Below are 18,921 nucleotides of genomic sequence, written 5' to 3' on the forward strand. Positions count from 1 at the left end.
CTTCTCTACCCAGCCCCAGGCATGCGGAGAAGTTGGTTCATGATCTTGCGCGGCTGCCGTACCCATCGGATGAGCCAGCGGACTCAGATGCCGGCAGGCAACAGGCGGCGCGCGAGGTGCAGGCCAACGTCGCTGACATGTGTGGACTAACGAGCTCGTTAGTGCTTGCCGATCGCGCTGCTGGCGGGTCCGTGGCTTGCCCGGGCGATGAGGAGAGCCACGTCGTCGTGGTCACCTTCACTACGCAGGGTGCGCAGAAGCAGGTCGCACGTGGCGTCAAGCGATCGGTGAGGGTCGTCGAGGACGTCGAGGAGAGCGTTCAGGCGTGCGTCGATCGCCTGGTCGCGGGTTTCGACGAGGCCGTCCGTGTACAGGATGAGCTGGTCGCCCGGCCCGACGCCGACGGAGGTGGTGTCGAAGGGAATGCCGCAGCCGCCCAGAGGTGCGCCCGTGGGCAGGTCGAGCAGCTCGCGGGTACCGTCGGGGTGGAGTAGCACGGGCGGCAGATGCCCGGCCAGGGAGACGTCGCATCGCGCCGCGCCGGGGTCGAAGACGGCGTAGACGCAGGTCGCGATAGTGCCGAGGCCCTCCGTGATGTGGTCGAGGTGGTGCAGGACCTGGGCGGGAGGCAGGTCGAGGTCGGCCAGAGTCCTCGTGGCGGTGCGCAGCTGTCCCATGGTCGCTGCGGCTGTGACGCCGCTTCCCATGACGTCGCCGACGACGAGGGCTGTCTTGTCGCTGTTCAGGGGGATGACATCGAACCAGTCGCCTCCGATCTCGATGGTGGCCTGTGCGGGTCGATAGCGGAAGGCGATGTTGAGACCCGGTCGCTGGGGAGGGGGGTGGGGTAGCAGGCTGCGCTGGAGGGTGAGGGCGGTGTGGCGCTGTTCTTCCACGGCGCGGTGCCGGTCGGTGACGTCGACGCTGGAGGTTGCCACGCCCAGCACTTTCCCGTTGGGGGCTTCGAGTCGGTAGAACGAAATCGACCAGGCGTGGTCATTGTCCGGGTCGGCCGCGGTGCGACCGACGGTGTACTGGTCCAGGATCGGCGTCCCGGTGGCCAGGACCTCCCGCATGGCTCCTGCGAAGGACTCGTCGAGGAACGGCAACACCTCGTGGACGTGCCGGCCGACATGCTCGGCGGCCGGCACACCGTTCATCCGTTCCTCCGCGGGGTTTACAGAGATGTAGCGGAGGTCGGTGCCCAGCATGGCGAGACCGATCGGCGACTGGGACACTAGCTGGGCGGACAGGGCAAGGTTCCGTTCCACCCGCCGCAGCGTCGCCTGGTCCGTGGCCAGTCCCAGGGCCCAGTAGTCGCTCTGGTCGTCCTGCAGCCGCATGTTGCGGAACTCCACCAGTCGCGTGCTGCCGTCCTTGTGCCGGACGGGGAAGACGCCGGCCCAGCTCTCACCGTCCTGCATGACCTGGTCGAACAGCGCCAGCACCGTATTGCGGTGCTCCTCGTCGATCAGCAGATGACCTGCGTACTGGCCCAGGGCCTCCTCGGCGCTGTAGCCGAACAGGACTTCGGCCTGCGGGCTCCAAAGATCAATCCTGCCCTTGGCATCGAGGAGGACAGCGGCCACATTCAGTACGTCCAGCAAGCCACCTGGCGTGGACGGCACCACACCCGACGCGCCGGGATCGCCCTGAGAGGGTTCAGTGGCTCCCATTCCTCAGGCTCCTTTCGGTCGCCGATGCAGAGTGCTGTCTGCCGGGGCGGATGATGGCCGGTGCTGTGTCTGCCATCCCATCGTGCCGCTACTCCGCCCGTGCATGCACTCCAACGAATTCAGAGGTACCCCGCTGGGGTAAGGCCGCCCCGGGGGCCGCCCGAGGGTCCACCTGGACGATGCTGTGAGCCGCCCCGCTGCGGCCGTCGGCTCCCGAACGGCGCCGCCGCTACCTCGGGCGGCTGCGGGTTCCCGCCCGTGCGGCACTCGCCGGCGTCATGTACGTACTGCGGACTGGTGTCGCGTGGCGCGCTCGCTGGATGACCTGTTGGTCACGTGGAGGCGCCGGGCGATCGCGGCCACCGACCGCGGCACCGTCGACACCCTGCTCGCCACCGCGCAGGCCCGCCGCTGGGGCCCGGCCTGCTCCTGCTGCGTTCGACCTCGCCGCGGCGGCCGGGGAAGTCCTGGCCGCGGTCGCTGAGCGGCGTACGACGTTCCGCCGCCACGTCCTGGCCGAGGCGCGCCGCTACCTGATGCGGATGGATCCCGGCAGGCACCGCTGGCAGGTCACCCTCACCGTCCCCAGCCACCCGGTGCCCCGCTTCCGGTACTGGGTTCGCACGCCGTGATTGCCACCGGGCAGAACCCGTGGGAGACCCTTGTTCGAGCTGCGGACGGGGGAGTCACCTCTTGGTCGCATCGTTTTGACTTGTCCCCTGCGAGGCTTCCCTGGCCGGTTCTCTCGCCTCCCCACGGCTTGCTTGGCCGGGTATCGAGCGCATTCTGCAGGTCACGGCATCCGCCCAAGGCGCAGACGTCCGTCCGAGTCCCGCGGGAAGAAGGGCGGCCATCACCGAACGCTTTATCGGTTCCAGGACGGCCTTTGAGGAGCTCGCTGTCGGCCCGGGATGGGCCCTGCCGCGCATGTTCATGCCCTCGGCAGCCCCCGGGGGCTGCCCGGTAGGAAGCTGGTGGAAGCTCAAGTCGGCAACGGTCCTGTCCTGGGAGGCCATCGCCGCCCTCAACGACGGTGGATGGGAGCCGGCGGCACGGCGAGAGCAATGGACCAGTGGACGTCCCAGGGCGTACTGCGCCGCGGGCTGATCCTGGGTTGCGGCCACTGTCCCATCCTTGAGTTCCATCCTCTGTCGGAGATCAGCCAGAGCTAGGTCCTCGGTCCCGGTCAGGACCGCGAGGCTGGCTGCCGGGCGGCGTCAGCTCAGGTCGCGTGGTTGCCAGTCGGGTGGCAGTTTTGCCAGGCCGATGAGGGCGTCGATGCCGAGATGGTCCAGGAGCAGCGCTTTGAGGTGTCGGCCGTCGATGAGCTCGACGCGGTTGCGTGGGGCAAAGTCCCAACTGGTCTTGCCGAACCATGCGGTGGTGACGACGATGCCTTTTGAAGCGCCTGTGTCGTTGACGAGCCCGGCGACCGCGCGGACCGTGTCCGCGGGTACGACGTTCTTCGTGCGTTTGGCCTGGATGATGCACTGCGTGCTGAGGAGAGGCTGCTCGATGACGGCGACAGCGTCGATGCCGTCATCCCGGGAAGCCTGTGTGACCCAGGACTTGAGTCCGGCTTTCTCGAACAGGCGCCGGATCAGGTGCTCGAACTCGGTCGGGTCCATCGCGAGAAGGTCGGGCCGGCTGTCGAGACCCGCGACCACGTCCCGTCCGGGCGCGAGCTTGTACCTGCTCAAGTCGAACGTGACGACTGGCGGAACGGGCTCAAGGTCGTAAGGGTGCTGGGAGACGATGGCATTGAGATACCGCAGACTCTGCACGGGATCCAGCTCAGGCTCGTCCAGGACCAGTTCGCCAAACGCCTCCCTGCTGACCCGCAGGCCGATCAGGCACGGCTCGATCGCTTTGCCGGTCGCCCGGTCCTTGGCACGGACGATCCCGTTGAACGCGATGCCCTCCACCAGCGACGGCGGCGTCACGGCGAAGGCCTCGTTGATCACCCGTAATGCGAGGCGGGCGACCAAGTCCCGGTACAGAGCTCTGGACTCCGCGTCCTTCCGTGGTTGCGGAACACAGCCGGGGGAGCGGAGGCCTTGAACCGGTACTGTGCGGCAGACGGCACCACCGTCTGCGCCGGCAGCTCGATCTCCAGCATCAACTCCCTTGACTCGGCGGCGAATCCTGCCTGCCGCGCCAAGCACAGCCCTGCCGGATACTCGATCCCTGTGAGTGCAGCTTCCACACTCACAGCGAACGCCTCGAGATCGCCGTCACCGAAAGCCTGCTCCACATGCTGAAGGCGCCCGTGCAGACCTCCAGGACGCCTGCGCAGGATAGACGCCAGCTGCTCGACCCTCGCCTCGACCTCAGCCGTTCGAGCATGAGTCTCCTTGCGCAGGCTCTCAACGGTCTCCTGCTTCGTGCGCCGCTCAGCAGCCGCGTGCTCGCGCACCTCCGCTCGCCGCTTCTTCTCGGCCTCCCTTACGCGCGCTGCATCACGCTTCTCAAGATCCCGCACGATGTCCTCGGCACGACGTGACTCGGCACTACGCTGCGCCTGCTTCTCCTTCTGCGCACGGACCCAGGCCTGCGCTTGTTCACGTGCCCGACGGACCTCCTCCTTCGCCCGCTGGGCCGCCTCACGTTCTGCAGCTCGTGCCTGACGCGCAAGCTCAGCCTCGGCGCGCTTGGCAGCCGCTGCCTTCGACTTCTGGTTCTCCCGGTAGGCCTGCAACAGCTGTGCTGCCAAAGACTTCTTACGCGCCATCAGCCGCCCCCTCGCCACCGGTCAAAGCGCAACAACTTCCCCTGCGGAGCGCCGGGTAATCCACTGGAGTCTGCCGGTGGCCGGTCATGCGCGGAACATGGCCATTCTGGTAGGCACCATCGATCCCCGAAGGTGCCTAAGGGCTGTCCCGTAAATGATCTCCGGCGTGATGGATGGCCTGCGCCCTGCCTCCGTCACCCGGCGAGGGCGAGGTTGTGCAAGCGGGCGATGCCGAGCATGGCGTGGTGGACGCCGTCGCCCTTCAGGCGACAGTCGCGAAGGATCTTCCAGGTCTTCATGCGGGCGAAGGCGTGCTCGACGCGGGCGCGGACCTTGCGGTGGGAGGTGTTGTGTTCCTCTTTCCAGGCCGGGAGTTCGGTCTGGCGCGGTTCATGGCGGTGTGGGATGACCAGGCCGGTTCCCCGGTAGCTGCCGTCCGCGATCACGGTCGTCTTGCCACGGCACCCTTCGCCCCAGACAGCTCCCACGCCTTGCAGTCGTTGCGGTTGCCCGGCAGTGGCTGGCCGACCACGACGACGAGCCGCGTGTCTGCATCTATGACGACCTGGTGGTTGGTGGAGTACCGGTAGTTCTTCGACTGCTCGGCGACGCTGTGGTCGCGGGTGGGGACGAGGGTTCCATCCACGATCAGCACGGTGTCCTTGCGGAACCGCCGACGCTGCTGGAGCGCGAGCGACGGACCGAGGTGATCGATTATGCGGTCGGCGGCCGACTTCGATACCCCGAACAGCGGGGCGAGCTGCCGCAGCGTCAGGTTTGTTCGCCAATATGCAATGACAAGCAGGACCCGGTCCTCCAGCGGCAGGCTCCATGGCCGGCCCTTGCGAACCGCGTCTGCGCCCTCGCGTCGTAACGCGGTGATCAGTCTGCCGAACCGCCGTGGGCGCAGTCCGCTGAACGGGGGTATCCAGGAAGGCTCCGACGCCGTGATCACACCAGTCACTGCGTGATCATTCCACCGCTTCAGGCCCTCCCTGCTCGAACGCGATGCGGCAGCGTTCAACCTGGTCGGCCACCTGCTCCATGAACCACCGCATGATCTCGTAGGGGACGACGTGCTCGTCGGGGCTGAAGATGCGGACGGTCGGTTCCAGATGCGGGTCCTCGTCCGGGACGAGGACCCGCAAGACAGCAGCGCCGGGCAAGTGGGTCACTGCGGCTTCGGGGTTCTCGGTCCCCCTGGCCGACGTAGGCCGAGCCTCGCTCAGCTCCACAGACCAGGCATCGTCTGGCAAGGCGTAGTGGAACAGGACGGCGTAGTGACGGCCTGCATGTTCTCGCAGCTCCCATGACATGTTCGCAGGCTGCCACAGCTGCGAGGTCCAAGTCGCGGCGATATCGATTGAAACCTCAGCTCAGGGACCACGGATCCCTCCACCAGCAGGCTAAACCAGCGTTTACGGGACAGCCCTTAGGCAAGCACCTTCGGGGGCCCGGCACGGATAGGCCTGACAACCGCAGCGTTGCCAGCTAGAGGATCCCTATGCAGACGAGATGGATGGAGACCTCGCAGGTCATCCGTGTGTGACGTCGGTGCCGGGTGGCTACGTCGGGGTGACCACGACGGCTGCCGCCCGAGACTTTGACCTGTGCTTGTGGGCGGGCGCGTCAGCCGGTGGCTGGGTGGGCCGTCAGGTCGTCGCCAGACGGGGAGATCGCCATGCCTGTGTATCCGTTGACGAGGTCTGGGATGATGCAGCGTGGTGATGGGCTTGTTGTTGTCGGCCCGTACACCGGGCAGTGACGATTCCAACGGCATCCAGGTCAGCGACGACGAGATCGCCGCCCTGCCGATCACCCGGCACCGCTTCCACGGCGACTGGAACTACACCCTCCACCCCCAGCATCCGATGGACACAGCGACGACCGACAGCACGTCAGACCAGGCCCCGGCGAGCAGACCGCCTCGCCTCACACGGCGTTCGCTGCAGGACCCAGAACTGACCGGGATGACCCGCCAACAGCTCAGCGATCTCATCGACGCGCTGACTCCAGCGCTGGAGCTTCATCGCGAGCAAGTGCTCCGCACACGTCGCGGTCACGAGCGCCTGGTGGCCCCTGGCACAGGTGCCAAAGCCAAGCTCACCCCAGCCGACCGGGTCCTGGCCACCGTGCTCCACCTGCGCAAACTCGCGACCATGGACCTCCTCGGCCAACTCTTCGGCGTCACCGCCATGACCATCAGCCGCGCGAAACAGGAAGTCCGCCCACTCCTGGAAGCACACGGCCACCACATCAACCCTTCTACCGCCCGCCTTCGCACACCAGCCGACGTCGCAACGTTCCTCGCTCCCGACCCCACCCAGACCAAGGTCAAAAAGACGAGTTAAAGATCTGCATACCCTTAGAACCCGTAACGAAATGATCTTCAAGGTGGTTGGATCCCCCAAGGACCGGTGATCTGGGGGTGCGAGGTGGCACGGCCGAAGCCGTGGGAAGTCGATGACGAGTTGTGGGCGGTGGTCGAGCCGCTGCTGCCCAGGGTCGAGCGGCGGACTCGTCACCCCGGGCGCAAGCGGCATCCGGACCGTCTGGTCTTTCAGGGCATCCTGTTCATCTTGCATACCGGGATCGCCTGGGAACACCTGCCGCAGGAACTCGGCTTCGGCTCGGGCATGACGTGCTGGCGTCGCCTGGCCGAGTGGACCGAGGCCGGCGTCTGGCCCCGGCTGCACGAGGTCCTCCTGGCCGAGCTGCGTAGTGCGAACGCCCTGGGCTTCTCCCGGGCGGCGATCGACGGCTCCCACATCCGGGCTTTAATGGGGGGCCCAAGACGGGACGAAGTCCCGTCGATCGGGGCAGGACTGGCAGCAAGCACCTTTTGATTACCGACGCCACTGGCATCCCCCTCGCGGCCACGCTGACCGGTGGCTACCGCAACGACGTCACTCAGCTCATCCCACAGCTGCAAGCAGTTCCGCCCGTGCGCGGCAAGCGTGGCCGGCCCAGGCGCCGCCCGGACGCACTGCTCGCCGACCGCGGCTACGACCACGACAAGTACCGCCGCCTCGTCCCGGGCCTCGACGTGAAGCCGGTCATCGCCCGGCGCGGCACCGAGCACGGCTCCGGGCTCGGGACTCAACGCTGGGTGGTGAAACGCGCCTTTGCCCACCTGCACTGGTTCCGCCGCCTGCGGATCCGCTGGGAGATCCGCGACGACATCCAGGAAGCCTTCCTCACCTTGGCCTGCGCGCTCATCTGCTGGCGCCGGCTGACAGCAGCTCAGCGCCGCCACTCGTAGGCGCCAGGGGAGGTCTCCGCAACTTCCCGAGGCCAGGACCCCCTGACGCGCTGCAGCCGTTCGTCATGGTCATCGGCCCATCCATCAGCCAGACGCACCGGAACCCGGACCGACGTCCCCGTGCTGGCAACGTCTTCCACCACAATCACGGCGACCCCGTTTTGGCCGGACGGTTCGAAGCGGATCTCGGGGTTGCGTCCGTCGTCCATCCATGCGGCGTCCCGCCCGGCGGCGACCGCGCCCAAGACCTGTGACCAGTTGTCCAGGTCGTCCGGGGCCAGGCAGACATCCAGGCGCCCCTTGGCGAACCCGCTCGTGACAACGATCTCAGCGTCGAGGAAGTCGTGCCACGGCAAATTTCCTGGCATGTGGCGGCTCAACACCCGAACCAGAAGACTGCTCTCTCCGTCGGCCAGGCAAATGAGATCCACGGCGCTCTCCTCGGCCATTCCCGCTCCCCACGTTCACACGTTGGCTGCCGCCATGATGCACGCGCACCACCAGTCGGCCCGCACGAGGGCATTGCGTTAGGAGTTCTTGACCTCTTCACCGCCGGTGACGACCTGCTCGTCTTCGACCGGATGCTGAAAGAGGCAGATCCCGACGACACCCCCTACCCCCTACCCCCTGCACCCCGGGCCCGGAGGTCTCTACCGTGGGGGACCACCAGGAACAGCGAACGTCTGCATTGGTACCCGGCAGGCGACCGCGTCGTCGCCATCGGCCGCGCCGACAACTGGGAACACCCCGGCACCATGACGCAGTCCCTGGAAGACATCCTCACCCGCCGGCTGATCTGCCCGCTGTTCCCTGACACCTTCCCCCGCCCAGGATTCACCACCACATCCACCTGAACCTGTCTCGGGGACCTGAGGGTGTCGGGGGGGGGGGACACCCCCAGAGGTGGGCCCCCCCCCACACCCCAACACCCCCCCCCCCCCACCTACACTTTTCCCGCTCCTGCACCAAAAAACGCCGCACACCCACCCCCACCGCACTGCGACGACCAGGTCCTCGAGGGCGAGCAGGTTCGCGAGCGCCCGTCTTGTGGTCGATGCCGGCGCCGGTGGCGCGGCTGTCCTGCTCCTAGCCGGCGCGGCGTCGAGGACCAGGAGTTCTTTCGTGCCGTCATGCCTGTGGACGAAGCTGTGGGCGAGCGAGGCGAGCAGTCCGCTCGTGCTGGCGACGGTGTCATCCTGTGGTCGCCACCGGCTTCCGCCGTACCGACGAGCCAGGTCAACCCGGTGGCGGAGTACCGGACGAGACGTCACCCACGGTTCCGGCGGCCCCGCGCCGGGCGTACCGCCGGACGCAGACCGCGAGCCGAAGGCCGCCGAGGGCGCGGAAGCAGCGCCGGCCGGGCAGGTCGTGGACCTGATGGCCGCCCTCGAGGAGTCGGTGGCGAAGGCCAAAGAGGTCCCGCGGCGAGACCACGGGCGAGGCCACCGTGCACGAGATGGCACGGCGGCCCCGCTCTGTCGCAGATCCCACGCAGGCGAACGTCCAGGGCGACAGGTCCGAGCGCCCGGGACGATCATGACAGCATCCGACCTCACAGCCCACGCGCGCTCCATTGACGTCGTGGTCGTCGCGGTTTCCATCGCTGCGTTCGACTCCGGCGGTCGGCCGCCGCGAGAACCGAGCTTCCACGGATTGGGGAGGCGGTCAGCAAGCAACAGCCCATCACCTTGTCAAGACGCCAAGAGTTTTCTCCAGGTCTCTGTAGCCCCGGGGTGCGCCACCCCGGGGCCCGCGTGCTCAGGCGGTGACGCCCCAACCATTCAGCTGCTGGCTGTACGTGCCCTTGACGCGGTACGTCTTCAGAAGCGCCTGCTGCCCCTCGTAGAGGTCCCCACTGCTCCACGGCGAGCAGTAGGGCGAGTCGTGACCCCTCGTCGTGGCCGTTCGGACGTAGTCGCCCGGCCAGGTGCTGGACACATTCACGTACATGTCCGTCTCCAGGCCGTAGCCGTCCGCGGCCGTGTCGCACACCCGGAAGGAGTCACCCGGTATGCCGTCGTAAGGGTCGGCGTTCCACTGGATGTAGCCGCCGGTGACGTTAATCGTGTGCGGGGCCGCATAGGCAGGCGAAGCCGGTATGACGACGAGAAGGGACCCTGCGGTCGCGGCGAGAACGGCGAGACGGCTCAACTGGCGCTTCAACGTGCTTCTCCTGCAATGATCGTGCAACTGTCGGGGGCCTGGAGCCTACTGCCTCCGTGGTACGACCCAACAGCTGCCCCGTAGCAGCAGGTGGACGCGGAGCAGCGTCGAGGCTCATGACCCAAGCCCGCGTGCGGCCGCTGCTGACACTCGTCGTGGCTTTGTTAGTGAGTTACGGGTTCTGGCACTGATCTTGGGGAGTCGTCGCGGAGAGTCACCCTGGTGTTCGATGGCTAGGGGGTGGTTCGCGTGAGCCCGCGTACGCCTTGCCGCTTGACCGTAGAATTTTGACAGCACGACGCCGGACACCCCGCCGACCCGCGCCAGCGCGGTATGGATGCGTGCCGGGCCCACTGGGTGAGGGTCGTTCACACGCGAGAACGGGACGCTACGACCAGAAGGCGTCGAACGCCCTCTGGTCAGCCCACAACTCCCAGCCCTCGGTGATCCTTCCGTCGCTGATGTGGAACACGATGGCGTAGTCCATGTCGAGCTCCCTACCGTCACGGGACGCCGTGGCGTGCAGCAGGGCGACGGTGTGCGTGTCATTGGCGAGCACATCGTGGAGTTGCGGGCGGTAAGTGCCGCCGGACAGTCGGGAGTCGAGCTCGAATGTGGAGAAGGTGGCGTCACGGCCCTGGAAGTCGCCCGCGAGCGGGGATTGGCCGGGGATGTGCCACCGCACGTCGGGGTGGAACACCTCCGCCAGAGCGTCCATGTCGCCTGTCGAGAAGGCGTCCATGGCGCTTCTGAACACAGCGATGTTGGGATGTTCGGTCATCGAAGCCTCCTTGAGCCCAGAAGGATGCCCGGGAAACAGGCTGGAGGGCAGCGGCCACGCCCGGTCACCATTCCCTGCCACCTCGTTAGGTGCGGCCATTCGGAGCAGGTAGCGCCACGGATGGCCATGACTCGCAGCACGGTGACCGGTTGACCTGGGACCCTTCACGCGGAGCACCCCGATGCTGCCCCCGGCGAGTAGCCCAATCCGTCAAGGGTTCTGACGCAGATCCTGGGCAGTGGCCGAGGAGGCTACTGAAGCAGGATCATCTTGCGGAGTAGTTCGAATCCGGCTCGACCGTAGAGTTGCCTCTTGATCTTCTTGATGCGGTTCACGGCGCCCTCGATGCTGCCGGAACTCCAGTCCAGGGTGAGCCCGGTTGTCACGGCGTCGAGGTCTCGGAGCAGGTGGAGTGCGAAGCCGGTGAGGCCGGGCAGTTGGCTGGCATCGACGGCGTCGATCCAGGCAGGGAGTGTGGCGCCGAGGCGGCCGGTGAGGATCTCGCCGAAGTCGCGGATATGGCAGGCGGCTGTGTCCAGTTCGGGGCAGCGGGCCAGGACGTCCTTCAGTCCGGCGCGGTCTTCCTCGGTCAGGGCCGTGGGGTGGCGGGTGAGCCAGCCGGTCACCTGCCGCACCGTCGGTGGCCGGGGCGGTGCGCCGGACGGAGCCGCTCGGAGGGTGGCGATGTGGGTGGGACCATGGCGTACGTGACGGGAGCGTGCTCGGCAACGAGTTCGCCGTGCAGTCGGGTGACGCTGGTGCATCCCGCGGCGAAGCGTCGCTCCAGATAGGGCTTGTAGGGGTCCAGTCTGCTGGGCCGGGGCCGGTTCTCGCGGAAGGTGTCCTGCCACCGTGCGGCGTTCGCGTACCGGAGCACGGTGTTGAGACCCAGCCCAGGTGCCGGGCAATCGCCCGGCGTGAATGGCCTTGGGCGAGCAGCTCATGAACCAGTGCGTGTGCTGCCTTCTTTCGCTCGGCCCGCCGGCCGACGGGCGATGAGTCGTCCTGCGGCCGACCGGCAGCCAGTCTGGTGGCCTCCGCCAACATGCCGCTGGGCGACGGGTTGCGCAGGCACTCGCGATGGGCGGCGACGCAGGTCTCCACGGCGCGGCCGAGGCCCTGCCACAGATGGAACCGGTCAGCGACCTGCAGAGCGTCGGGGGCACCGCGGCGGGCACCCTCGGCGTAGGCGCCCGCCCGGTCACGGCAGATGATCTCCACGCCAGGGTGGCGGATCAGCCAGGCGGCCAGTGGCCCGGCTTCACGGGTCGGGAGCACATCGACCACGCGATGGTCTTCGACGCAGGTCAAGACGGTGGAGTAGGTCTGGCCGCGGCGGATCGCGAAGTCGTCCACGCCCAGCACACGCGGAGTACTGAACCGGGGGTCGGGCAGGGCCATGACCCTGCGCAATAGGGTCATCCTCCCCGCTCCGAACCCCAGCTGGGCGGCCAGCCGGGCGCCAGCCCGCCCGGCCAGGGCGAGCCCCACTCGCTCCAGGGCGTGGTTGAGCCGAGTGGTGAACCGTGCGTGCGGGGCTGCCAGCCGGGAGAACGGGGCGTCCTGGACACGTTCTTGGGTGATCCCATGTACCGAAATCGCCCCCGGCTCGATGTCCGCGAGCGGGTTCACCAGCTCGTTGACCAGCGTCTTACCAGTGCGGTCCACGGCCGCGATCTGCACCGCCCATGGCTCGTCCAGTCCCGTCGTCTCGACATCAACAGCGATCAAAGAAGCGTCGGAGAGGATCTGTCGGGCCCACCGGGCGACCTGCGCTCGCTCGCGCGGCCATGAGGAGGGCCAGCGCAAGGCCCGCACCGCATCATCCAGGCTTCGATGTCGTTCAAAGGTGGTGGACAGTCGCCACGAAGGGCCCTCATCATCCACGGACCCGTTGAGTGTCCCGAGCGGACTCCCACGGTCATGGGCGACCCAGACGAGGCGGCCCGAGTCCTCCATGGGCCGCACGAAGTCGACCCGTGCACCATCGACCACCCGGCTGAAGAGATCCTCGAACTCAGATGGATCGGGACTCCCGGGCGCCTTCGTGGTGTTGGTCAGCTCGGTCATCGAACGGCACCTCCGGGCAGAGACAGCTTCCCCGATCGAGTGAATCTGTTCCCGGGCCCCAAGAGGCGGAATTGCTGGTGAGACAGGGATCTGCCCGGATAACGGTGTCCAGGACGACCGCGACGCCCGGCTCCAGGAGCTGACGGGCCCGACGGGTGATCCGGCCCCAGGTCGGGCACAGCGTGATCTCGTCGGCGTAGGCCGACGACCAGGTCGGCGCCGAGCTCTGCGCGGACCGTCACCGTCGTCGGTCCCCCCTCGGTGCGGGCCCAGTCCAGCTCCCACCCGCCCGAGTCGGGGGAGTGCCACGCCCACACTGTCGTGCTGTGCCGGTCGGCGAGCTCCTGGCAGAAGCCCTTCACCGCGGCGGCGCGGGTGGGCGCGAGCTTGGCGTACTCGCGCAGCGGGGACGGCTTCCCCTTGGTGACGCTACGCGCAGCCTCCCAGTCCACACCGGGCATGCCCCGGAGGTCGCGGACGTCGCCGAGCCGGTACAGCACCACGGTGACGGTGCGATAGCGGCCGACCTCGCGCTCGTACGTCCCCGCTGGTGCAATCCATCTGGCTGCCTCGACGTACTTCCAGTCCGCGAGACGGATCTCCAGGACATCGGCGGCGGCCTGCGCGGTGATGTACTGCTCGCCGTCGGCTTCGGCGGCCAGCTTGTCCAGATCGGCGATCAGGTAGCGGTCCGCGCGCCCGATCGTGATGCGGCCCTCGCGGCCCATGCGGGCGATGTCGTTCCAGTGCCAGCCGATCCGCTCGGCAGCCTCGTCCCGGGGCAGGCTCGCCTCGAACCGCGCCACCCGCTCGGCAACGATCGTGCGCAGCAGCTCGATGTCGACCTCGCGCGCGGCCTCCGTGGAGTACATCGGCCAGCCCTTGTACTCGTCGACGGCGACCAGTGACTTCCGCTCGACGAGCTCTTCGACATCCAGCGCGCGGACCGGTTCGCCGGTGATCTCGGCGAGCATGGCGGCCAGCCGCTTGGCGCCCAGCGCTTCCGGCCACGTCTTTTCCTCGGGCGGCGCGGCCTGCTCGGGGACGGTCGCCTCTGCCGTCGTCGTGGTCTCCGTCATCGGTGTACCTCCGTGGTCTGCGAATCGGTGGGTGGGTGCTGCCCGTTGCAAGGCGGCTGTCTGCTCGATGTGGCGTGTCCGTGGCTGAGGCGGGTGGTCCCGGAGGCCTTCGCCGGTCAATGCAGTTGCTTTTGAGCTGCGGAGATCGTTGCCCCACGTGTGACGGGGTGGGGTGCGGGCCGGCGGGTGCGGATCGGGATTCTGACGAAGGTGTTCACGGCCGAGCTGGTCGACGCGGCGATAGCCAAGCACGACCGTGCCGAGCGGCGCCGCCGACTCCTGCCGGCGAGGCTGGTCGTGTACTTCGTCCTGGCCCTGTGTCTGTTCGCCCGGGAGTCGTACGAGGAGGTGCTGCGGGTGCTGACCAGCGGCATCCCGGGCAGCCGGGCCCTCGCGCGGGTGAACCGGTCATCGTTGTGCCGGGCGCGAGCCCGGCTCGGGGAGGACGTGCTGGAGACCGTGTTCCGGCAGGTGGCCGGCCCGCTCGCCACCGCGGCCACGTCTGGAGAGTGGTGGCGCGGGCTGCGACTGCTCGCCCTGGACGGCACCTAGTTCGACCTTCCGGATTCGACCAGCAACGGCGACACCTTCGACGGCCCCTCCATCACCGGCGGCGTCCCCTTCGGATTCCCCCAGGTCAGGGCAGTGGTGCTGGCCGAGATCGGAACGCACGGAGTTCTCGATGCCCGCCTGGGCGGGTACCGCGACGGTGAACGCAGCCTCGCCTACCCGCTGGCGGCTCCACCGGCCCCGGCGACCTGGTCATCGCCGACCGCGGCTTCTGGTCGGTCGAGTTCGCGCACGTCTTCACCGTGGCGGGCGCGGATCTGCTGGTCAGGCTCCAGTCCAACCATCTCGGCACCGCTCAGGAAGAACTACCGGACAGCTCGTATCTGTCGATGGCGCGACCAGGCAAGGAGGTCCGACTCCGAGCCGCGCGAGAGGGCCGGACGCTGCCCCGGCACGTGATCTACCGCGTCATCACCTTCGCCAAGGACGGCAAGGTCGCCTATCTGGGCACGACACTGCTGGACCCTGAGCAGTACCCGGCCGACGAGCTGGTCGCGCTCTACCGGGAACGCTGGGAGATCGAGCTCGCCTTCGACGAGATCAAGAACCACCTCGGCCCCGGCGGGCCGATCAGGTCGCGGACACCGGAGGGCGTACGGCAGGAACTGTGGGCCTACCTCGCCGTCCACCACGCGATCCGCCAGTTCGCCCACGCGGCCGCACTTGCCCGGCCGGCCGTGGACAGCGACCGTGTCTCCTACTTGAAGTGCGTCCGCATCATCCGCCGCAGCATCCCGTCCCAGCTCGGAGCGACCGTCACCAAGCTCACCCGCTCCTTCACCGAGGCCGGGCGGGAGGCACGTATACGTCTTCTGCCGGCCCGGCGCAACCGGGAGTGCCCCCGTGCGATCAAAAAGCCGAACCGCTGGCCCGTCCTGAGGACCCGGGCCAGACGAGACACGGTCCAGCCCGGCCGCTGGGCCCACAACCAGACCACGAAGCCGAGGAGCAACCGCCGAGCCGGAAGACCGGTACTCAGGGGAACCCGAGCCCCGTCACCGCCTACGGATTAGGTGACGAGGGACCGAGAATGACGATCGGTCCCTCGGCTCGGGCCCGGGCGAGGCAGTGGCGGCCTCTGGCAGCCCGATGCCCCCACGACGGCGCCAAGGGCCGCAGCGCGTCGGGGCTGCGGGCTCAGGTCAGCCAATCCAGTCTCGGAATCGGGCGTGTGATGGTCCGCACGCGCCGTCGGCCAAGGCATCCTCGTAAGCCTGCCTGGCTACGGCTTCCATTTCTTCCGCCGAGGTGCCAGCGGACACGATGGCCCCCGAGCCGACCGCTGAGTGGATCGTGCATCGCGGATAGACCGGCTGAACGGCGTACCACCCGAAGGCGACAACGGCAGCCAGCATGGCCAGGGTGATGAAGCGGCGTCTGGGTGTGTGGAAGAACGGGTTGATCACCAATGGATGGTACGGAGCGTGCCTGACCCGCTGGCCCGCGCCCCACTCCGTCACAGACGGGGCAACGATCCCCGCAGCTCTAAGGCAACTGCATTGGCCTTCGCCAGCCCCGGACCCCCGCTTCCCCGGTGCCGACCGGCGCGGTCAGGTCGTTCGTGGTGTCTGCCGTTCGCGCCGGTCGGCACCGGGGCCTGGAACTCGAATGCGAGTGGTCGGTGGAGACGGCTCGAAGCGGCAGGGAGGGGTCAGAAGGCCGCTCGTCGGAGTACATATGCGCGGGGCTCACCCTTACAAGATTCCTGTAAGGCGCCTTACGTGTTTGCCGATGGTGACCCCGGGCCTGGCAGGCCGTCATACCCCGCGAAGTTTCCCCCACTTCGCCCCGGACGGCATGAGGGGATAGGGGCACAGAGCCGGTCCCCGGGGACGACCGGTGGCGGCCTGCCTCTCCCGGAACACCCGGGCAGAAGATCACCCGGAAGGATTCCGCGCGCATGAACAACGACCCGTTCACCCCGCATCCCCAGAGAGGGGGACGCGCGCTCGTCCTGCTCCTGGTCCTCGCCGCCGGCGTCGCCGCGGCGCAGAGCCAGGAGTGGGCGAGCGCCCTGGGAACGGCGGCCGCCGTCTACACCGTCTTGTCCACCGGCGACCCGAACCGCAGGAGCTAACCATGCCCCGTATCAAGCCGTCCCGCCTCGAACTCGCCCTGATCGCCGAGGTCGACAAGCACGGGTACCACGTCACGGCCACGCAGCTGGAGCGGTGGCGGCAGAAGCTGTGGCTGCCGAGGACGAAGGACTGGCGCGGCGCTGACGGTGCCTTCCGCCCCGAGGTCGTGCACCTGACCATCGGTCTGGTCCGGGCGTCGGGGCAGGGCCGAAGCGTCAGCTGGGCGGGTTGGTTCTGCTGGGCAGTCATCGACACCCCGGAGACCGCCGAACGGCTGAGGAACGCTCTGCTCTCCTCGATCCGCAGGCCCCTGGAGAAGGCCGGGCTCGACGTTGAGCAGGTACCCAGTGGCGACTCCGACGCCGCGTTCGCAGCGCGGGAGGAGCTCGCGGCGCAGCTGCTCCGAAACCGTCGGTCCCCGCGCCGGGACCTGGACGGAACGCTGCGCGAGTACGCGGCTAAGGACGGTGTCGAGCTGCCTCCGAGCCGCTCGGTGCCGAACCTCTTCCACCGGGCGCTCACGGAACCGGGAGCCCGCATGATGGTCGGCGGGGCGACCGACGTAGGCTTCGAGGGCCTGATGGAGTCATGGGAGGCCACCTGGCCGGAGGGCAAGGAGACGATCGAGCGCATCCGGGCTGCCCATCGGGAGGCCGAACTCGCCGGCGTCGACCTGATGGCCCAGTCCCCGATGGCGGACGGCCTTCGTGGACTGATGCGGGTGGTCGAGCAGGCGGACGACCAGCTGCTGTGCGCGGCGGTCCGCGCCTGTACGAAGGCCTCCGGCATCCTGACGGCGCTGTGGGCGCGGGCCGTGGAGAACCCGGAGCTCGTGCATCACCTGATGGCCGACGTGATGTGGGACCAGTGGGTCCGGGTGGGTGGCCTCGCACCCGACGGGGCAGCCGGTGAGGCCGCGATCGCCATCAGCACCGTGCAGTACCTGGCCGTCCCCGGATGGGCCGACGACCTGCACCGCTTCCAGACCGTCATGGACAACCTGCTCAACCCCACCGGCGTACGGCCTCCCGCGTGAGTGCAGGACACAACATCGCGGCCGAGGGACGTTCCCCTCGGCCGCGATCTGGAGCGCTGGAAGCGGTCAGCCGAACTCGACGAAGCGGGCGAGAGCACGTTCCGTCGGGCTCAGCCCTCGGTGACAGTGGTGATGACCCGGTTGAAGTAGCGCCAGGCGGCCTGCTCCTGCTCGAAGGTGAGCTGGATCCGTCCGTCGGTCCCGGCCTCGGTGATGGCGGCCAGCAGCGTACGGGTGTCGTCGTCGTCCAGCTGGAGCACCGCGAGGGCGCGGGCGAGCCGGTTGACGACCTGCTCGGAGCTCTCCGGTACCCGGTCCGCGCTCTCCTCGCCGTACCACTCCCCGGCGTCGGAGAGCAGACTGCGCAGGTCGGTGTATCCCGGTTCCATCGTCATGGCCTTGCGGAAGTGTCAGAGCAGGTCGACCAAGACCTCGACGTCGGCCCGGTCGATGGGTGCGGCGTACAGCGGGCTGTGCTCGTACCCGCCGGCACCGAAGACCCTGTTGCCCCCGGTGACCTCCTTCCCGATGCGCAGCGCAAGACGCTCGTCGAGCAGGGCTTTGGGCAGGGCGTCGAAGATCCGGGCCCACGCGGCCCGGACGGCCACGCCGTTCAGGCCGGCGGGCAGCCGGTAGACGTCGTCCGCCCCGGCGCGGGCGTCGCTGGTGGTCTGGTCGAGCCACATGAGCAGCGGCTCCTCCAGGTCGAAGAAGTCACCGAGGAAGTGCTCCTCGACGGGCAGGAGCGTCATCGCGGTGTCGTTCATCGGTCCTCAGTGGTCTCGCTCTTGCTTGCCGCTCACTGGGCCGGGACCTCCTTCTCGGTGCCAGCAATCTCGTCCCAGGTGACCCCGCGGCCGGGCGTAGCGCGCAGGGCTGCGGCCCGGGCCCGGTCCTTCGCGATCCACTGGTGGATGTCCGCGGGGACGGGGCCGCCTTCGCCGATGAGCCGCTCGTACAGGGCAACCCGGCGGTCGCACAGGTCGGCCTGTGCCTGCGGGTCGGGCACCAGCTGGTCGTGGAGCAGGCGGGTGCTCACACGGTCGGCCAGCACCATCATGGAGATGGTGGGGTGCCGGGGCAGGCCACCTCAACGACCTCGACCGGCGCGGCACCGACACCGGCCTGGCCGACGCGCAGCGCCGCACAACGAAGGCCGCCTACCAGGCCTACGTCGAGGGCGCCGCCCCGGAACCCGACGGTGCGTCAGATGACCGGCTGGCTCACCCGCCACCCCACGACCCTTACCGAGGAAGACCGGGCCGGCCTGAAGGAGATCCTGGCGCGCTGCCCCGAACTGGACAAGGCCGCCGGACACGTCCGCGACTTCGGCGAGATCCTCACCGAACGCCGCTGCCCGCGGGCCGGTGGACAACGGTGCCGACCAGCCCCTTGCCTCCTCGACGGCCGCCTGCTCACAGCAGCTCCGGTCTCCTGCGTGTCCACGGCCCTTACCTCTTTCCCGGGCAGAACTT

General features: G+C 68.3%; 19 protein-coding genes and 3 pseudogenes. 6 read left to right on the forward strand and 16 right to left on the reverse strand.

Annotated features, from left to right (window positions below; genetic code table 11):
• Positions 1–158: 158 nt before the first annotated feature.
• From ACZ561_RS35225 to ACZ561_RS35245, 5 genes and pseudogenes are all read right to left on the reverse strand, one after another.
• Positions 159–1,676 carry a SpoIIE family protein phosphatase gene (locus ACZ561_RS35225; protein WP_471003214.1) on the reverse strand — a complete coding sequence of 506 codons (1,518 nt, stop codon included), beginning with the start codon at positions 1,674–1,676 and terminating at the stop codon, positions 159–161.
• 1,217 nt (positions 1,677–2,893) lie between these two features.
• Positions 2,894–3,640: a restriction endonuclease gene (locus ACZ561_RS35230; protein ID WP_471003216.1), complete on the reverse strand. Its 747-nt coding sequence runs from the start codon at positions 3,638–3,640 to the stop codon at positions 2,894–2,896.
• A complete protein-coding gene (locus ACZ561_RS35235; RefSeq protein WP_471003219.1) occupies positions 3,637–4,407 on the reverse strand; it encodes a hypothetical protein in 771 nt (256 codons plus the stop codon). Before ACZ561_RS35235 ends, ACZ561_RS35230 begins: the two co-directional genes overlap by 4 nt.
• A 194-nt stretch (positions 4,408–4,601) precedes the next feature.
• Positions 4,602–5,371, reverse strand: a pseudogene (locus ACZ561_RS35240) (transposase).
• Between the two features lie 7 nt (positions 5,372–5,378).
• The gene (locus ACZ561_RS35245) at positions 5,379–5,723 is read right to left on the reverse strand and encodes a hypothetical protein (protein WP_471003222.1); all 345 of its coding nucleotides are present in this window, start codon (positions 5,721–5,723) and stop codon (positions 5,379–5,381) included.
• 456 nt (positions 5,724–6,179) lie between these two features.
• Between ACZ561_RS35245 and ACZ561_RS35250 the strand changes: the two are divergent.
• Together ACZ561_RS35250 and ACZ561_RS35255 are read left to right on the forward strand one after the other, a co-directional pair.
• Positions 6,180–6,758, forward strand: a pseudogene (locus ACZ561_RS35250) (helix-turn-helix domain-containing protein); the annotation flags it as partial.
• An 84-nt stretch (positions 6,759–6,842) separates the two neighbouring features.
• Positions 6,843–7,669 (forward strand): IS5 family transposase gene (locus ACZ561_RS35255; protein WP_471003225.1). Its coding sequence is split into 2 segments (ribosomal slippage): positions 6,843–7,185 and positions 7,185–7,669, totalling 828 coding nucleotides; the frame shifts between segments, so codons are not numbered across the junction.
• On the opposite strand, the gene ACZ561_RS35260 is transcribed toward ACZ561_RS35255, so the two are convergent.
• The 7 genes and pseudogenes from ACZ561_RS35260 to ACZ561_RS35290 form a co-directional block, all read right to left on the reverse strand.
• Positions 7,651–8,118, reverse strand: coding sequence for a DUF5959 family protein (locus tag ACZ561_RS35260; RefSeq protein WP_471003228.1), 468 nt, complete (start codon positions 8,116–8,118; stop codon positions 7,651–7,653). The two genes, ACZ561_RS35255 and ACZ561_RS35260, sit on opposite strands and share 19 nt — an antisense overlap.
• Positions 8,119–9,427: 1,309 nt before the next feature.
• A complete protein-coding gene (locus ACZ561_RS35265; protein WP_471003231.1) occupies positions 9,428–9,832 on the reverse strand; it encodes a hypothetical protein in 405 nt (134 codons plus the stop codon).
• Positions 9,833–10,220: 388 nt separating this feature from the next.
• Positions 10,221–10,613: a nuclear transport factor 2 family protein gene (locus tag ACZ561_RS35270; protein WP_471003234.1), complete on the reverse strand. Its 393-nt coding sequence runs from the start codon at positions 10,611–10,613 to the stop codon at positions 10,221–10,223.
• A 251-nt stretch (positions 10,614–10,864) separates the two neighbouring features.
• Complete coding sequence (locus ACZ561_RS35275) at positions 10,865–11,239, reverse strand: transposase (protein ID WP_471003237.1); 375 nt, start codon at positions 11,237–11,239, stop codon at positions 10,865–10,867.
• On the reverse strand, positions 11,236–11,490 hold the full coding sequence (locus tag ACZ561_RS35280; RefSeq protein ID WP_471003240.1) for a hypothetical protein: 255 nt from the start codon (positions 11,488–11,490) through the stop codon (positions 11,236–11,238). Before ACZ561_RS35280 ends, ACZ561_RS35275 begins: the two co-directional genes overlap by 4 nt.
• A gap of 251 nt (positions 11,491–11,741) precedes the next feature.
• Positions 11,742–12,683, reverse strand: a pseudogene (locus ACZ561_RS35285) (transposase); the annotation flags it as partial.
• Positions 12,680–13,762, reverse strand: a complete 1,083-nt coding sequence (locus ACZ561_RS35290; RefSeq protein ID WP_471003243.1) for a hypothetical protein — start codon at positions 13,760–13,762, stop codon at positions 12,680–12,682. The gene ACZ561_RS35290 and the pseudogene ACZ561_RS35285, both read right to left, overlap by 4 nt.
• A gap of 186 nt (positions 13,763–13,948) precedes the next feature.
• Here ACZ561_RS35290 and ACZ561_RS35295 point away from each other — a divergent pair, with 186 nt between their 5' ends.
• Positions 13,949–14,314 carry a transposase domain-containing protein gene (locus ACZ561_RS35295; protein ID WP_471003246.1) on the forward strand — a complete coding sequence of 122 codons (366 nt, stop codon included), beginning with the start codon at positions 13,949–13,951 and terminating at the stop codon, positions 14,312–14,314.
• A 212-nt stretch (positions 14,315–14,526) separates the two neighbouring features.
• Positions 14,527–15,345, forward strand: coding sequence for a transposase (locus ACZ561_RS35300; protein WP_471003385.1), 819 nt, complete (start codon positions 14,527–14,529; stop codon positions 15,343–15,345).
• A gap of 129 nt (positions 15,346–15,474) precedes the next feature.
• Here the strand turns inward: ACZ561_RS35300 and ACZ561_RS35305 are convergent, their stop codons facing one another.
• A complete protein-coding gene (locus ACZ561_RS35305) occupies positions 15,475–15,738 on the reverse strand; it encodes a hypothetical protein (protein ID WP_471003249.1) in 264 nt (87 codons plus the stop codon).
• A 494-nt stretch (positions 15,739–16,232) separates the two neighbouring features.
• Between ACZ561_RS35305 and ACZ561_RS35310 the strand changes: the two genes are divergently transcribed.
• Together ACZ561_RS35310 and ACZ561_RS35315 are read left to right on the forward strand one after the other, a co-directional pair.
• Complete coding sequence (locus ACZ561_RS35310) at positions 16,233–16,409, forward strand: hypothetical protein (protein WP_471003252.1); 177 nt, start codon at positions 16,233–16,235, stop codon at positions 16,407–16,409.
• 2 nt (positions 16,410–16,411) lie between these two features.
• Positions 16,412–17,446: a hypothetical protein gene (locus ACZ561_RS35315; RefSeq protein ID WP_471003255.1), complete on the forward strand. Its 1,035-nt coding sequence runs from the start codon at positions 16,412–16,414 to the stop codon at positions 17,444–17,446.
• A 110-nt stretch (positions 17,447–17,556) separates the two neighbouring features.
• Here the strand turns inward: ACZ561_RS35315 and ACZ561_RS35320 are convergent, their stop codons facing one another.
• From ACZ561_RS35320 to ACZ561_RS35330, 3 genes are read right to left on the reverse strand one after another with little or no spacing between them, the layout of a single operon-like run.
• Positions 17,557–17,841, reverse strand: a complete 285-nt coding sequence (locus tag ACZ561_RS35320; protein WP_471003258.1) for a hypothetical protein — start codon at positions 17,839–17,841, stop codon at positions 17,557–17,559.
• A gap of 15 nt (positions 17,842–17,856) precedes the next feature.
• A complete protein-coding gene (locus tag ACZ561_RS35325; RefSeq protein ID WP_471003261.1) occupies positions 17,857–18,213 on the reverse strand; it encodes a hypothetical protein in 357 nt (118 codons plus the stop codon).
• Positions 18,214–18,245: 32 nt separating this feature from the next.
• Positions 18,246–18,485, reverse strand: a complete 240-nt coding sequence (locus tag ACZ561_RS35330) for a hypothetical protein (protein ID WP_471003264.1) — start codon at positions 18,483–18,485, stop codon at positions 18,246–18,248.
• Positions 18,486–18,921: the final 436 nt, after the last annotated feature.

The organism is Streptomyces sp. NPDC039609 (assembly GCF_055596705.1).

Bases quoted from the DNA above. Each gene is read 5' to 3' on its own strand.
- ACZ561_RS35225 (WP_471003214.1), bottom strand. From the start codon at position 1,676: ATGGGAGCCACTGAACCCTCTCAGGGCGATCCCGGCGCGTCGGGTGTG.
- ACZ561_RS35320 (WP_471003258.1), bottom strand. From the start codon at position 17,841: ATGACGATGGAACCGGGATACACCGACCTGCGCAGTCTGCTCTCCGAC.
- ACZ561_RS35325 (WP_471003261.1), bottom strand. From the start codon at position 18,213: ATGAACGACACCGCGATGACGCTCCTGCCCGTCGAGGAGCACTTCCTC.
- ACZ561_RS35235 (WP_471003219.1), bottom strand. From the start codon at position 4,407: ATGGCGCGTAAGAAGTCTTTGGCAGCACAGCTGTTGCAGGCCTACCGG.
- ACZ561_RS35310 (WP_471003252.1), top strand. From the start codon at position 16,233: ATGAACAACGACCCGTTCACCCCGCATCCCCAGAGAGGGGGACGCGCG.
- ACZ561_RS35270 (WP_471003234.1), bottom strand. From the start codon at position 10,613: ATGACCGAACATCCCAACATCGCTGTGTTCAGAAGCGCCATGGACGCC.
- ACZ561_RS35290 (WP_471003243.1), bottom strand. From the start codon at position 13,762: ATGACGGAGACCACGACGACGGCAGAGGCGACCGTCCCCGAGCAGGCC.
- ACZ561_RS35315 (WP_471003255.1), top strand. From the start codon at position 16,412: ATGCCCCGTATCAAGCCGTCCCGCCTCGAACTCGCCCTGATCGCCGAG.
- ACZ561_RS35245 (WP_471003222.1), bottom strand. From the start codon at position 5,723: ATGTCATGGGAGCTGCGAGAACATGCAGGCCGTCACTACGCCGTCCTG.
- ACZ561_RS35260 (WP_471003228.1), bottom strand. From the start codon at position 8,118: ATGGCCGAGGAGAGCGCCGTGGATCTCATTTGCCTGGCCGACGGAGAG.